This is a genomic window from Arthrobacter sp. ERGS1:01, from assembly GCF_001281315.1.
Taxonomy (GTDB): Bacteria; Actinomycetota; Actinomycetes; order Actinomycetales; family Micrococcaceae; genus Specibacter.
In genome coordinates, this window is sequence record NZ_CP012479.1 from 2978927 (window position 1) to 2992376 (window position 13450).

12 protein-coding genes are annotated in these 13450 nt (G+C 68.0%); 7 read left to right on the plus strand and 5 right to left on the minus strand.

Features of this window, described 5'->3' with window-relative positions:
- Positions 1-120: 120 nt before the first annotated feature.
- Positions 121-2013, minus strand: a complete 1893-nt coding sequence (locus tag AL755_RS17475; RefSeq protein WP_237762529.1) for a glycoside hydrolase family 35 protein — start codon at positions 2011-2013, stop codon at positions 121-123.
- 213 nt (positions 2014-2226) lie between these two features.
- Between AL755_RS17475 and AL755_RS17480 the strand changes: the two genes are divergently transcribed.
- Positions 2227-3243 carry a LacI family DNA-binding transcriptional regulator gene (locus AL755_RS17480; protein WP_054012091.1) on the plus strand — a complete coding sequence of 339 codons (1017 nt, stop codon included), beginning with the start codon at positions 2227-2229 and terminating at the stop codon, positions 3241-3243.
- On the opposite strand, the gene AL755_RS17485 is transcribed toward AL755_RS17480, so the two are convergent.
- A complete protein-coding gene (locus tag AL755_RS17485; RefSeq protein ID WP_054012092.1) occupies positions 3240-4166 on the minus strand; it encodes an N-acetylglucosamine kinase in 927 nt (308 codons plus the stop codon). The genes AL755_RS17480 and AL755_RS17485 overlap by 4 nt on opposite strands.
- Before the next feature lie 17 nt (positions 4167-4183).
- On the opposite strand from AL755_RS17485, the gene AL755_RS17490 reads away from it, so the two are divergent.
- The gene (locus tag AL755_RS17490; protein ID WP_054012093.1) at positions 4184-5224 is read left to right on the plus strand and encodes a nitronate monooxygenase; all 1041 of its coding nucleotides are present in this window, start codon (positions 4184-4186) and stop codon (positions 5222-5224) included.
- On the opposite strand, the gene AL755_RS17495 is transcribed toward AL755_RS17490, so the two are convergent.
- Positions 5221-6204: a LysR family transcriptional regulator gene (locus AL755_RS17495; protein WP_054012094.1), complete on the minus strand. Its 984-nt coding sequence runs from the start codon at positions 6202-6204 to the stop codon at positions 5221-5223. The two genes, AL755_RS17490 and AL755_RS17495, sit on opposite strands and share 4 nt — an antisense overlap.
- A gap of 106 nt (positions 6205-6310) precedes the next feature.
- Between AL755_RS17495 and AL755_RS17500 the strand changes: the two genes are divergently transcribed.
- A complete protein-coding gene (locus tag AL755_RS17500; RefSeq protein WP_237762530.1) occupies positions 6311-7588 on the plus strand; it encodes an MFS transporter in 1278 nt (425 codons plus the stop codon).
- Between the two features lie 76 nt (positions 7589-7664).
- On the opposite strand, the gene AL755_RS17505 is transcribed toward AL755_RS17500, so the two are convergent.
- Positions 7665-8837 (minus strand): trans-sulfuration enzyme family protein, encoded by a 1173-nt coding sequence (locus AL755_RS17505; protein ID WP_054012095.1) that lies wholly within the window; start codon positions 8835-8837, stop codon positions 7665-7667.
- A gap of 151 nt (positions 8838-8988) precedes the next feature.
- Here AL755_RS17505 and AL755_RS17510 point away from each other — a divergent pair, with 151 nt between their 5' ends.
- Entirely contained in the window at positions 8989-9501 is a 513-nt protein-coding gene (locus tag AL755_RS17510) for an Lrp/AsnC family transcriptional regulator (protein WP_054012096.1), read from the plus strand.
- Positions 9502-9508: 7 nt separating this feature from the next.
- Here AL755_RS17510 and AL755_RS17515 read toward each other — a convergent pair whose 3' ends face one another.
- Complete coding sequence (locus AL755_RS17515) at positions 9509-10765, minus strand: MFS transporter (protein WP_054012097.1); 1257 nt, start codon at positions 10763-10765, stop codon at positions 9509-9511.
- A gap of 184 nt (positions 10766-10949) precedes the next feature.
- Between AL755_RS17515 and AL755_RS17520 the strand changes: the two genes are divergently transcribed.
- The 3 genes from AL755_RS17520 to AL755_RS17530 all read left to right on the plus strand — a co-directional run bounded on the left by AL755_RS17520 (position 10950) and on the right by AL755_RS17530 (position 13394).
- Entirely contained in the window at positions 10950-11420 is a 471-nt protein-coding gene (locus tag AL755_RS17520; RefSeq protein ID WP_054013165.1) for an Lrp/AsnC family transcriptional regulator, read from the plus strand.
- Between the two features lie 38 nt (positions 11421-11458).
- A complete protein-coding gene (gene corA / locus AL755_RS17525; protein WP_054012098.1) occupies positions 11459-12454 on the plus strand; it encodes a magnesium/cobalt transporter CorA in 996 nt (331 codons plus the stop codon).
- Positions 12455-12548: 94 nt separating this feature from the next.
- The gene (locus AL755_RS17530) at positions 12549-13394 is read left to right on the plus strand and encodes an aldo/keto reductase (protein WP_054012099.1); all 846 of its coding nucleotides are present in this window, start codon (positions 12549-12551) and stop codon (positions 13392-13394) included.
- Positions 13395-13450: the final 56 nt, after the last annotated feature.

The window sequence follows — 13450 nt, forward strand, 5'->3', positions numbered from 1 at the left end:
AGCCCGGACGTGGCGGGCGCGGAATTCTCTGAATACGGGATTGCGCGCAAAACGCACCCCACCAGTCAATCCTACCGGTGGGGCGCGTGAGCGATTACGAGGTGGCGTGTGTGGGCGTCGTCAGCCCAAGTCCTCCACGTGGGTGGAGCCGACGGAGCCGAGCTTGGCCTCTTCCAGCAGCTGCGCGTGCGTGCCTCCGTGTTCGAGTTCCAGCACGGTGAGCGTGTTGGTGCCGGCTTGGAGCAGCGGGGCCGGAACGTAGAGGGTGATCTGCGGGCCGATTTCCCAGAACCTGCCGAGCAGAAATCCATTGAGCCAGACGACGCCCTTGCCGAAGCCGGGCAGGGCCAGGTAGGTGTCTGCCGGTTCTGTGACGGCGAATTCGCCGTGGAAGTATCCGGCGTCGCTGTCATTTCCGGCGGCCGCGGCCGTTCCCGCCCCCACGGTGAGGAGCTCGGTGAGCGGCTGCTCCAGGTTGATGGGGCGCTGTTCCCAGTGGAAGACGAAGCGCTGGTTGATGAGCACGCCGTCGAGGATTCCCTTGCCCTGGCCAAACAGGGGGCCGTAGTTGATGCGGCCCTGGTTTTCCACCAGGATTTCCAGCTCCACCAACTCGCCGGTGCCGGGGTACTTCAGGCCGTCCGCGCCGTTGCCGTCGGTCAGCACGCCGGCGTAATCGCCGTTGACCCAGACGTAGGCGCGGTCATGGAGGCCACGCACCTTGATGGTTGCCTCGCCGTTGGGCAGCACCGCCTTGGCACTGTAGTGCACCAGCCCGCGGTCGAGTCCGAGCTTTTCAAAGGACAGCGGCTTGACGCTGCTGACGGGGGCAATGGCGCGGACGAAGTCCAGCAGCGCGGTGCCGCGGGTCAGTGAAATCGATGCGGTCGGGAGCACCGGCGCGGGGGCCGCCAGGTGTGCGGGAACGGGCGTGAGTTCGCGCCCGGACGCCGCGTAGAAGGCCTCGCGCATGGCGTGAAACTTCTCCGTGAGCCTGCCGTCTTCGGCGATGGGGGCGTCGGAGTCGTAGCTGGTGATGGTCGGCTGGATGACGCCGTCGTGGTTGGCGCCGGCGCCGAGCCCGAAGTTCGTGCCGCCATGGGCCATGTACAGACAGACCGAGCCGCCAACGTCAAGGATCTTGGTGACTTCCGCGGCCGCTTCCGACGCCTGGCGGGTGTGGTGGTCCTCGCTCCAGTGGTCAAACCAGCCGTTCCAGAATTCCACGTTGAAGAACGGTTCGCCGGGACGGCGGCGTTCCCAAACGGCGTCGGCCTCGTCACCGCGGGAGCCGAGGGTCGCCGTCGCCCACGTATCGGGCAGGGCGCCGCCGTCGAGGAAGTAGTCGGTGCCGCCGTCGGCCGTGAACAGCATTTCGGTGATGCCGCGGGCCTGCAGGGCCGCCCGGTTCCAGCGCAGGTATTCCTTGTCGTCGCCGTAGCTGCCGTATTCGTTCTCGATTTGCACGGCGATGACCGGTCCGCCGTGGCGGGCCTGCAGCGGCTCGATGACGGGCAGCAGTACGTCAAACCATTCCTCGACGACGCCGGTGAAGAGCGGGTCGGAGGAGCGCAGCACCATGTCCGGGTCGGAGACGGCCCAGGACGGGAATCCGCCGTTGTCCCATTCGGCGCAGATGTAGGGTCCGGGCCGGACAATGACGTCCAGGCCCGCGTCGCCGGCCAGCGTGATGAACCGGGCCAGGTCCCGCCAGCCGGTAAAGTCGGGGGCGGTTTCCTTGGCCGGCTGGTGGAAATTCCAGGCGACGTAGGTGTCGAGGGTGTTCACGCCCATCGCCACCAAGCGCTCGATCCGGTCCTGCCACTGGTCCGGATGGACGCGGAAGTAGTGGATGGCGCCGGCAATGATGCGGTGCGTCTGCCCGTTCTTGAACAGCGTCCGGTTGGCGTAGCTCAGGGCCGGGGCGGAGCCGGGGACCGTCGTGACGGGAAGGCCGTCTGGTTCTGCGGGAAGGTCCCGTTCAACTCCGGACAAGATGGCGTGCGTAGACAACTAAACTCCTGGCGCTTGTTTTCCCTGGATGCGGATATGGACATACTGTTATGGATAACAAGAATAGCCTCACCAACCAGCGTTTTTGAACCCGACCCGCCAAGACTTGACGTTTTCATGGCATGTTACAAGGAACAATTACACTGGTGCCAGGATAAAATCCACCGGTCAGCTCCGGCGGTCCGCCACTCCCAAGCAGCAAGGACGTACATCATGGAACGCAAGTTCAGCAGGGGTCCTGCCATGCGGGACGTCGCCGATGCCGCGGGCGTTTCCGCCCAGACGGTGTCCAGGGTTCTTAGCGACCACCCCAACGTCCAGGAAGGCACCCGGCGCCGCGTGCTGGCAGCCGTGGAGGAGTTGGGCTACCGGCGCAACAACACGGCGCGTGCCCTGGTGACGGGCCAGTCCAAAACCATCGGCGTGCTGACGCTGGCCACCAACAACTACTCACGCTCCTCCCTGGCGCTCGGTGTGGAGCTTGGCGCCCGCGAGGCCGGCTACACCGTCAACTCAGTGACATCCGTCTTGAGCGTCGACGCTCTGACCGACGCCGTCAGCCGGCTGGTGCACCAGGGCGTGGACGGCATCATCATTGCCGCACCGTTGCAGGACGCCGCCGCAAAGGTGGGCAAGCTGACGTCCCGGATCCCCACCGTGAATACCGACGGCTCCTCCGGGGCCGGCAACAGCCTGGTGGGCGTGGACCAGGACATCGCCGCGGTCCTGGCAACCAAGCACCTGCTCGATCTTGGCCACAAAACGGTCTGGCATGTGGCCGGCCCCAGCGACTGGTCCGACGCCTCCAGCCGCCTGGAAAGCTGGCGCCGCACGCTTGTTGAATCCGGCCGGGAGGTTCCCCCTGAACTCCACGGCGACTGGAGCCCGGAGTCCGGCTACCGCAACGGGCTGATCCTGGGCCGCATGCCCGAGGTCACCGCCATCCTGGTGGCCAGCGACGAAATGGCGTTCGGCGTCATTCGCGCCCTCAGCGAGCTGGGCCGGCGCATCCCCGAGGACGTGTCCGTGGTGGGCATCGACGACATCGACCTGGCCGCATACTCCAACCCGCCGCTGACCACCATCCGCCAGTCCTTCGAGGACACCGGGCGCAGGGCCGTGTTCCGCCTCGTGGCACAGATCGCCAACCCGGAGATGGAAAGCCTGCCCGACCTCGTGGCGCCGACCCTGGTGGTGCGTGGCAGCACGGCCCCGCCGCCGTCCGCCTAGCGCGGCGCCAGGCGCTCCTGGTTTTCCACCAGGAGCGGCACGCCAAAAATGGGGTCCTGGTCCAGGATCCGCACATCGGTGATCCCGGCCGCGGCCAGGTGCTTGACGAAGGCCTGTTGCAGGGCCGGGACGTTGCTGCCCAGGCCGCTGCCCAGCACGATGGGCCCGGCAATCCCCAGCTGGCGGGCCACCTGGCCGGCCATTCCGGCGAGGTCGGCCCCGGCCTGGTCCACCAGGTGCAGGGCGTGCGCATGGCCGTTGGCGGCGGCGGCAAAGATCACGGGTGAGGCCGCGGCCCAGTAACGGCGCGTGGTGCCCTGGTGGAAATGGCCGATGAGTTCGCCGGGGGTCGCCAGGGCGCAGTAGTCCAGCAGCCCGCGGGTCAGCTCGTCGGGTTCGGCGCCGAGGTCCATCTGGTGGAGGCTGTGCCGGACGGCTTCGCGCCCCAGCCAGTAACCGCTGCCTTCATCCCCCAGCAGGTATCCCCAGCCCCCCGCGCGAGCCTCGTCGCCGGCGGGATTCGCACCCCAGGCCGCCGATCCGGTTCCGGAGATCACGGCAACGCCGGTTGACGCGCCGCCGGCGGCGAGCAGCAGCCTGGTGTCGTGGACCACCGTGATCCTGGCGCCCGGCACGAAGGGGGCGATCAAGTCGCGGAGGGCGGCGGCGTCGTCGTCCGTGTCCACTCCCCCGGCCCCGGCAAACACCACGCCGGCCCGCGTGTCGCCGAGCTGGGCGAAGAGTTCGGCCAGGTTGGCGGCGGCCGTCTCGGGGCTGACGTTTTGCACGTTGGCGCTGCCCGCGCTGGCGTCCGCCACGACGGCACCGTCCACCCACAGGATTCCGCGGGTTTTTGAGCCGCCAATGTCCAGGCCCACCACGGCGTCCGACGAGGTCACATGATTGAAAGTGTTGAAAGTCACTCATCTAGACTAATGGAATGTTCTCCTCCCCCATCATTGCCGCACCCATGGCCGGGGGCACGACGACGGCGGCCCTTGCGTTGGCTGCCGACCGCGCCGGGGCGTTTCCGTTTGCGGCCGCCGGCTACAAGACCGCCGAGGCCCTCGCCGAACACCTTGCGCCGTTGCGGGCCGCGGGCACCGACTTTGGCGTCAACCTGTTCGTGCCGCGCCGCGAACCGCTGGCGGCCCCGGACGCTGCCGCACTGCTGCGTTACCGGGACGAGCTGGCCGCCGCGGGCTACGACGGCCTGCCGGGCGGCGCCGGGCCAACCATCACGAATGAACAATTAACCGACTTTTGGGATGAGAAGATCCAGCTGCTGCTGGCCGATCCCGTGCCGGTGGTCAGCCTTACCTTCGGCCTTGCTCCGGAATCCGTGGTTCAGGCGCTTCACCGGGCGGGCACGCGGGTGGTGGCGTCGGTGACCAGCGTTGCGGAGGCCGTGGCCGCCGCGGCAACAGGCGTGGACGCCCTGGTGGTGCAGCACGGCAACGCCGGCGGGCACAGCGCGGCGTTCCTGCCCGCGGTTTCACCCGGCCCCGGAGCTTCTCCCGGCCCCGGCGGCGTGGTGGAGCTGGTCGCCGCGGTGCGTGCCGCCGTCGTTCTTCCGCTGGTGGGGGCCGGCGGGATCGGCGATGCCGCAACAGCCAAGGCGGTGCTGTCCGCGGGAGCCGTTGCGGTTCAGCTTGGCACGGCGCTTTTGCGGTCCGAGGAGAGCGGGGCCAGGGCCCTGCACAAGGATGCGCTGGCGGACCCCGCGTTCACCGCGACGGCCGTCACGCGCGCCTTCACGGGCAAGGCCGCCCGGGCGCTTGTCAATGACTTTGTGAGCCGCCATTCAGCTGGCGCGCCCGAGGCCTATCCGGAGGTCCACTTCCTCACGGCGCCCCTGCGCGCCGCGGCCGCTGCTGCCGGTGACCGCGAGGCGCTGAACCTGTGGGCGGGCACCTCATGGCGCCAGGCGCAGGACGGACCCGTGGCGGACATCATCGAGGGGTTCCTGAAGGGACTCTAGACAGGCTCATCAGCAGGTGGAGCCTTGAGCCGGGCGGCGGACGCGGCAAGCAGCTGTTCCTTGCCCTCGCCAAGCACCATGGCCTTGAAGCGGCCCACCTGTTCGGGTTCGTCGCCGCGGTTTCGCCACACCAGGCCGATGTCGCGGTGAGCCGGCGGGAATTCAATGTCCAGCTCCCGCCACCCCAGCGGACCCGACGCCGGTTCGGGGTTGACGCTCTCGGCCGGCGGCACGACGCCCACGCCCAGGCCCGCGGAGACGAGGCCGCGAATGGTGTGCGCGTCCTGCGCCTGGAACGCCACCCGGGGCCGGAACCCGGCGCTCTTGCACAGTTGCTCCACGATGCCGCGCATGCCGTAACCGGGTTCGAGCACCACGAAGCGTTCGCCGCGGACCTCCTCAAGGCGGACGCTTTCCCGCCCGGCCAGCCGGTGCCCGGCCGGCACCACAAGCTTCAACGCCTCCCAATACAGCACCTCCGCGTTGATCGAACGGCTCGGGGCCGGCGGCGGCGCCACGATCGCCAGGTCCGCGCCGCCCGCGGCCAGCGTCTCGAGGCAAAACGCCCGGCTCCCCTGCTGCAGCTCAAACGTCACGCCAGGGTGGTCGCGGGTGAACTGTTGGAGCAGGAGCGGCAGCACCGCCTCGCCAAAGGTGTGCTGGAACGCCAGGCTGATCCGGCCAAACGAGCGCCCGGACTCCTGCCGGGCCTCGGCCAGCCCCGCCTGCACCTGTTCAAGGGCGGCGGTGATGCGCGGGATCAGAACCAGCGCGGCGGGGGTCAGCTGGATGCCGCGGCCCTTGCGGGCCACCAGCGGCGTGCCGACGACGGCGGCCGCCCGGGACAGTGCGCGGCTCACGGTGGACTGTGGGATTTCCAGGATCTCCGCCGTGGCGCTCACATGGCCGCTAACCCCCAGCTCGGCAAGGATGGGCAGGATCGGCAACAGTTTGGCCAGCTCGGATTGTTCCTCACGCATGGTTCACTGAACCACACATTAACCCGGATTCACATCCGAAATGAGCATGATTTAGGTATCATTTATGCATTAGACGCATGACTCGGCGAGTTCTACCGTTGATGTTGTGACTCCCATCCTCAACCCAGCACCCGCGAACACTGCACCAGCGAACCCTGCCCCCGCGTGGAACGGCCACCCGCCGGGCAGCCGCGGCTACCGGCGCATCATGGCGGCGCTGGCCTGCGCGGGGGTCGCCACCTTCGCCCAGCTGTACTCGGTGCAGGGCCTGCTGCCGCTGATGTCCCGGGAGCTTGGGGTCAGCGCGGCCCAGGCATCGCTGGCTATTTCCGCGGCCACGTTGGGGCTGGCGGTTGCCGTGCTGCCCTGGTCCTTCGTGGCCGACCGTTTTGGCAGGGTCCGCACCATGGGGCTGGCGGTCATCCTGGCCACGATCCTGGGACTGCTGGTGCCCGCGGCCCCCAACTTTGAGGTGTTGATCGTCCTGCGAGCGCTGGAGGGTGCCGCGCTGGGCGGGATTCCGGCGCTTGCCATCGCCTACCTCAACGAGGAAATCAACCCACTGCATGCGGGAGCGGCCGCCGGCGCGTACGTGGCCGGCACCAGTTTGGGCGGGCTGTCCGGGCGTTTGCTGGCCGGGCCCGTGTCCGATCTTGCCGGCTGGCGAACGGCCACCCTGGTGGTATCGCTGACGGCGGCCGTCGCGGCCGCGGGTTTCCTGTGGCTGGCCCCGCGCTCCCGCGGCTTCGTTCCGGTGTCGGGAGGAGGGTTCGGAGCCCTGCTGTCCCGGCTGGGCCCCCCGCTGCGCAACAAGAAGCTGGTGGCCCTGTATGCCCAGGCCTTCCTGCTCATGGGTTCGTTTGTCAGTGTCTACAACTACCTCGGCTTCCGGCTGGAGGCGCCGCCCTACCTGCTGCCGGCAACCGCCGTGGCCTTGCTGTTCCTGGCCTACCTGGCCGGGACGGCGTCGTCCCGGATGGTGGCGGGCCTGGCCGCCCGCTTTGGCAGACGGACGGTGTTGCTGGGTTCCATCGCGGCCATGGTGGCCGGGCTGGCCGTCACCCTGGCGTCGCCGCTGCCGGCGGTTTTGGCGGGGTTGGTGTTGTTCACGGCCGGGTTCTTCGGCGCCCACGCAATTGCCTCGGGCTGGACCGGCGCCATGGTCGCCTCGGGCCGGGCGCAGGCGTCCTCCCTGTACAACCTCAGCTACTACGCCGGCTCCAGCGTGGTGGGCTGGAGCGCGGGATTCCTCTTCCAGGGGTTTGGCTGGTCCGCGCTGGCCGGCGCACTGGTGGCGCTGGCCGTGATTGCCGCCGTCGTCGCCGTGGCCTTGCTGCCCGGCGGGCGGGGCGTACCCGCGGCCGTGACGCCAGCGGCGAGTTGAGCGCAAACTCTGCGCCACTGCGAAAGTGGCGCAGAGTTGCGGGACAACCGTGCGCAGGAATGACGTGCGACGCCGCTCAGCCCGCGGCCGCGGCGGCCTCCACGGCCCGGACCAGGTCCGCAATGATGTCGTCGGGATCCTCGAGCCCGATGGAAACCCGCAGCATGGTGGCGTGCGGCTTGGCCTCGGCGGCCACGGGCCGGTGGGTCAGCCCGGCCGGGTGTTGGATCAAGGTGTCGATCCCGCCCAGGGACACGGCATGGGTGGCAAGTTCCACGTGGGCCGGAATGGCTTCGGCGAGCTCGGCGGTCTCCACCTCAAAGGACAGCAGTGAACCCGGGCCCAACATTTGCGTACCCACCAGCCCCATCGGATCGCACTCGGCCAGGCCCGGGTAGAGCACGCGGGTGACGGCTTCGTGGCCGGCCAGGGCCATGGCTACCTTGTGGGCGGCATCCTGCTGGGCCCGCACGCGTACCGGCAGGGTGGCCAGTCCGCGGTGCAGCAGGTACGCCGGCCACGGTGTGAGCAGGCCGCCGGTGATGGCGCGGACCTGCCGCAGCCGCGACGCCCACTCCGGGTCCGTGGCAACCACCCCGCCCATCGCGTCGCCGTGCCCGCCCAGGAACTTCGTGGCACTGTGCAGCACCAGCGCGGCACCCAGCTCCAAAGGACGCTGCAGCACGGGTGTGGCGAAGGTGTTGTCAATCATGACGGGGACGCCGTCGGCCTCGGCCACCAGGGCCTTGATGTCCAGCAGGCGCATGTCCGGGTTGGCCGGGGTCTCGGCCAGGACCAGGCCGGTGTCCGGGCGCAAGGCCGCACGAACCCCGCCGGGGCCCACGAACGTGACCCGCGTGCCCAGCAGCCCCGTGGCCAGCACATGGTCGGAACCGCCGTACAGCGGCCGGACCGCCACCACGTGGGGCTTTCCACCGGCGACGGCGGCCAGCAGCACCGCGGTCAGCGCGGCCATGCCGGTCGCAAAGGAAACGGATTCGGCGGCACCCTCCAACGTCGAAACCCCGGCCTCGAAGCGGGCCACGGTGGGGTTCCACAACCTCTGGTAGACGGTGCTTTGCCCGGGGCCGGGGACACCGCCGGTGGCCAGCAGTTCGTAGGCGTCTCCGCCCTCGGCCACGGTTGTCAGCGGCGCCGTCGTGGACAAGTCCAGCGGCAGGGCGTGCACACCCAACCCGGCCAAATCCTCACGCCCGGCGTGAACCGCCCTTGAATCCCATCCCACCATTGGACACCCGCTTTCCCGGCACCTTTGCCGGTCACAAAGAACTTTGTTTGGAAGCAAGTATGGCTCAGAAGTGCAGATATTTGGTAGGATTTCGAACTATTAGCTGAACCATTCGGCGGGTTCGCATTTTTGTATCAAAGCGGAGGACACAATGGCGTCAATATCGAAGAACGTTCGACGCGATCAGGCGGCGGCCCCGTCGCCGGAGCCGCTCGACGCCGTCGACCGTCAAATCATCGACGCACTCGTGGCGGATGCGCGCATCACCAACCGGGACCTGGCCGACGCCGTGGGAATTGCGCCGTCCACGGCCCTCATGCGCACCCGGTCCCTGATGGAACGCGGGGCCATTGAAAGCTTTGAGGCGAAGCTGAACCTGTCCGTCATTGGGCGGGCCGTGCAGGCGCTAATCGCCGTCCGGCTGCGCGCCCACGACCGCGACCAGATCGACGCCTTCACCTCCCGGGTCCCGCACCTGCCCGAGGTCCTGGCCACGTTCCACACCTCGGGCTCGGTGGACTACCTGCTCCACATTGCCGTGCGCGACACCGACGCGCTGCGGGACTGGGTGCTGGACAACCTGACCACCGATCCCGTGGTGGGCCACACGGAAACCACCCTGGTGTTCAAGCACATGCCCGGGCACGCCGGTCCGCTGGACTGAACGCGCATTAGGACGCGGCGGGCTGCGTTCCGGCGGACCGGGAGCGGCGGTGCGCCACGACGGCCAGCACGGCGCAGGCGGCCGCAATGGGAATCGCGAAACCCGTGACCGAGACCTGCAGCCCCCATGCCTTCACGGCCAGGCCGAGCCCCAGGACGGGGATGGCACTGCCCAGGTACGTCACGATGTACACGGCGGAAATGATCTGGGCGTGCCGCGACGGGTCCACGGCCGAGGCGACGTCGTTGAACACCACCCGGAACGCGGCACCCTGCCCCAGCCCGGCGCAGATGCTGGCCAGTACCAGCAGCAGCGGCGAATGCGCCGTGCCGGCCGCCGCAATCAGCAGCACCGAGACGCCCAGCAACACGAGCCCGGCGGGCACCAGGAATCGGCCGCGCAGCGACAATAGCTGGCTCAGGGCCGAGCATCCCAAGGTGACGGCAGCCAGCAGGCCGATCAGCGGCCGGGAATCGGCGTGCATGATCTGGGCAAAGTATCCCGGCGCCAGGGACAGGCAGAAGCCAAAGACCGCGAAGCTGACGAACCCCGTGACGGCCGCCAACCAGAATGTGCCGCGCGCGTTGCGCTCCAGTGCGGGCACGCGCGGGCGCAGGTAGTTCCGGCCCTGGCCGGCCGGTGCCGGGTTGATGGCCGGGCGGGCGTCGAGCAACAGCAACGGCACCAAAAGCAGGAGCAGGATCGCGGAGTGCACCAGGAACGGCGCCTGCGTGTGGTCCGGCAACATCGACAACAGGCCGCCAATGACGGGCCCGGCGGCCACGCCGCCCGAGGAGCACAGGAGCGTGAAACGCGAGGCCCACTCCGGTTTGCCGGGCATCAGGTCCCGCAGGGCGGCGGCGCTGGCGCCCGTGCCGATGGCGACGGCCAGGCCCTGCAGGGCACGCCCCGCCACCAGTTCCGGCAGGGCGCCGGCTGTGGCGAAGACAAGCCCGCCGGCCAGTCCGACGACGACGGCGAGCACCAGGGCGGCCCGCCTGCCGATGTGGTCGGACCAGTGGCCAAAGGCCACCAGCCCGCCAATCAGCGCCCCGACGTATGCGGTGAATGCGACGGTGACGCCCACTGAGTCAAACCCCATCCGCGCCTGGAGCAGCGGATACAACGGGGTGGCCAGGTTGGCGCCCACCAGCAGGGTGAAGATGACGGTGCCGGCCAGAAACAGCCGGGTTGCCACGGATGCGTCCCAGGACCACCGGTGGGCGGGCGAGGGGCGCATGGCCAGTTCCTGCAGGACCGTCACGGCCCCTCCTCTTCAAGTTCTTTGGGCGGCGTGTGCCGCGATTTAGCCGAGCGCCACCCGTCACGCCGGCCGCCGCAAATGCTTCTATAGAATGATGGAGACAGCCCGCTTTGATTCGTTTTTTACTTCTGTTTGAATCAAAATGATCAAGTATTGCCCTCAACCTGAACCCGGAGTGATCCCCATGAGCATCCTGGACCCCCTTGACGTGCGCCTGCTGCTGGCGCTGATCGCGGATCCGCGCGCCCAAATCGGCGAACTGTCCGATTCGCTCGGGGTCGCCCGCAACACCGTCCAGGCCCACCTGCGCCGGCTGGCCCGGACGGGCGCCCTGCGCCAGGGGGGACGGGACGTTGACCTGGCGTCCATCGGCTACGACGTCGTCGCCTTCGTCACGATCGAGGTCACCCACCGGGACCTCGACGGCGTCATTGCCGCCATGCGCGCCGTCCCGCAGATCCTGGAGGTGTATGAAATCTCGGGCCGCGGCGATGTGTGGTGCCGGCTCGTGGCCAGGGACGTCCAGCACCTGCAAAGTGCGTTGCGGCAGTTGCTGCGCATCAAGGGCGTGATCCGCACCGAAACGTCCCTGGCACTCCACGAGCACATCCCGTACCGCCTCCAGCCGCTCCTTGAGGGCATGAGCCACGGCTGACGTGCAGGGCGCCCGCCGCCAGCACCCATAATGGGCTTGTGACCATCATCGATAACGCCGTCTACGTCAACGGCCGGCGCTTCGCCGAACCCAGCAGCCTCGATCAAACCTTTGAGGTCATGGCCTCCTGCAACGGCATGGCCTGGATTGGCATGTTCCGGCCCGATGCCGCGGAAATGGCCACGCTCGCGTCGGAGTTCTCGCTGCACGAACTGGCCGTTGAGGACACCATCATGGCCCACCAGCGCCCCAAGCTGGAGAAGTACGACAACGTCCTGTTCACCGTCCTGCGCCCGGCCCGGTACCTCGACGAACAAGAGGCCGTGGAGTTCGGCGAACTCCATATCTTCACGGGGGAGGACTTCGTCGTCACGATTCGCCACGCCGAAACCCCCGGGCTGGCCTCCACCCGGACCCGGCTGGAAGCGGATCCGGAATTGCTGGCCATGGGCCCGGAGGCCGTGCTCTACGCCATCCTCGACCAGGTGGTGGACGACTACCAGCCGGTGGTCAACGGGCTCGAGAACGACATTGACGAGATCGAGGACCAGCTGTTTGCCGGCGACCCCAACGTCTCCCGGCGCATCTACCAGCTCTCCCGCGAGGTGATCCATTTTCAGCGCGCCATCCACCCGCTGCAGGAAATTCTCCACCAGCTCAAGGGCGGTTTCGCCAAGTACGGCGTGAACGTGGAGCTCCAACGCAACCTGCGCGACGTGGAGGACCATGTGGAGTCCTTGACGGTGCGTGCGGATTCCTTCCGACAACTGCTGCAAAACGCCCTCACGGTGGACGGCACCCTGACCGCGAACCGGCAAAACGAGGCCAATGCGGCACAGAACGAGGAATTGAAGAAGATCTCCTCCTGGGCCGCCATCTTGTTCGCCCCGTCGTTCGTGGCCGGTATCTACGGCATGAACTTCAAGGTCATGCCGGAGCTTGAGTGGCCGTGGGGCTACCCGTTCGCCATCGGCCTAATGCTGCTGGTGGGCTTCGTCATGTACGTGATTTTCAAGAAGAAATCCTGGTTGTAGCGGCCCTGTCTGCCCCTCGTTGCCCGCAGTTGCGGCATTTGGCTGACACAATGGTTGAAATTTTGTTGTTACGCCAAGCCCCAAGGAGCCTGCAATGGGCAGACACGCCAAGATCAACACCGTCACGCTGAACAACGGCGTTGCCATGCCGCAACTCGGGTTCGGCGTGTGGCAGGTGCCCAACGAGGAGTCGACGGCGGCCGTCACCGCAGCCCTGCAGGCCGGGTACCGCAGCATCGACACCGCCGCCGTCTACGGCAATGAGGAGGGCGTTGGCGAGGCCATCGCGACGTTCCTGGCCGAATCCGGCACACCCCGTGAGGAATTGTTCATCACCACCAAGCTGTGGAACACCGACCAGGGTTACGAAAAGACGCTGCTCGCGTTCGATGAGAGCCTGCGCAAGCTCGACCTGGACTACGTGGATTTGTACCTGATCCACTGGTCGACACCGGAAAAGGACACCTACTTGGACACTTGGCGGGCGTTTGAGGAGATCCTGGCCGGCGGCCGGGCCAAGGCCATTGGCGTCTCCAATTTCGAGCCCGAGCACCTCCAGCGCATCATCGACCTCGGCGGCACCGTCCCGGCAGTCAACCAGGTGGAACTGCACCCCCGCCTGCAGCAGTCGGTGCTCCGGGAATTCAACACCGCCCACGGCATCCACACCGAGGCCTGGAGCCCCCTGGCCCAGGGCCAGCTGCTCGAGGACCCCGCCATCACGGCCATCGCCGCCGCGCACGGCAAGGCCCCGGCCCAGGTGATCATCCGCTGGCACCTCCAGCTGGGCAACATCGTGATCCCCAAGTCCGTCACGCCGGAGCGCATCGCCGCCAATTTCGACGTCTTCGACTTTGAGCTCACCGACGCCGACATGGCAGCGATCGCAGCCCTGGACAACAACGGCCGCGTGGGGCCCCACCCGAACCAGTTCAACTGATCTCCAAGCCCTGCGGCCCGGCTCGCGGCCCGCAAGCTCTGGGGGCGCAGGCTGGT

What these genes read in the sequence shown, in the direction of transcription:
- AL755_RS17480 (WP_054012091.1), top strand. Translation starts at nt 2,227, where the DNA reads ATGGAACGCAAGTTCAGCAGGGGTCCTGCCATGCGGGACGTCGCCGAT.
- AL755_RS17520 (WP_054013165.1), top strand. Translation starts at nt 10,950, where the DNA reads ATGAGCATCCTGGACCCCCTTGACGTGCGCCTGCTGCTGGCGCTGATC.
- AL755_RS17510 (WP_054012096.1), top strand. Translation starts at nt 8,989, where the DNA reads ATGGCGTCAATATCGAAGAACGTTCGACGCGATCAGGCGGCGGCCCCG.
- AL755_RS17530 (WP_054012099.1), top strand. Translation starts at nt 12,549, where the DNA reads ATGGGCAGACACGCCAAGATCAACACCGTCACGCTGAACAACGGCGTT.
- AL755_RS17490 (WP_054012093.1), top strand. Translation starts at nt 4,184, where the DNA reads ATGTTCTCCTCCCCCATCATTGCCGCACCCATGGCCGGGGGCACGACG.
- AL755_RS17505 (WP_054012095.1), bottom strand. Translation starts at nt 8,837, where the DNA reads ATGGTGGGATGGGATTCAAGGGCGGTTCACGCCGGGCGTGAGGATTTG.
- AL755_RS17495 (WP_054012094.1), bottom strand. Translation starts at nt 6,204, where the DNA reads ATGCGTGAGGAACAATCCGAGCTGGCCAAACTGTTGCCGATCCTGCCC.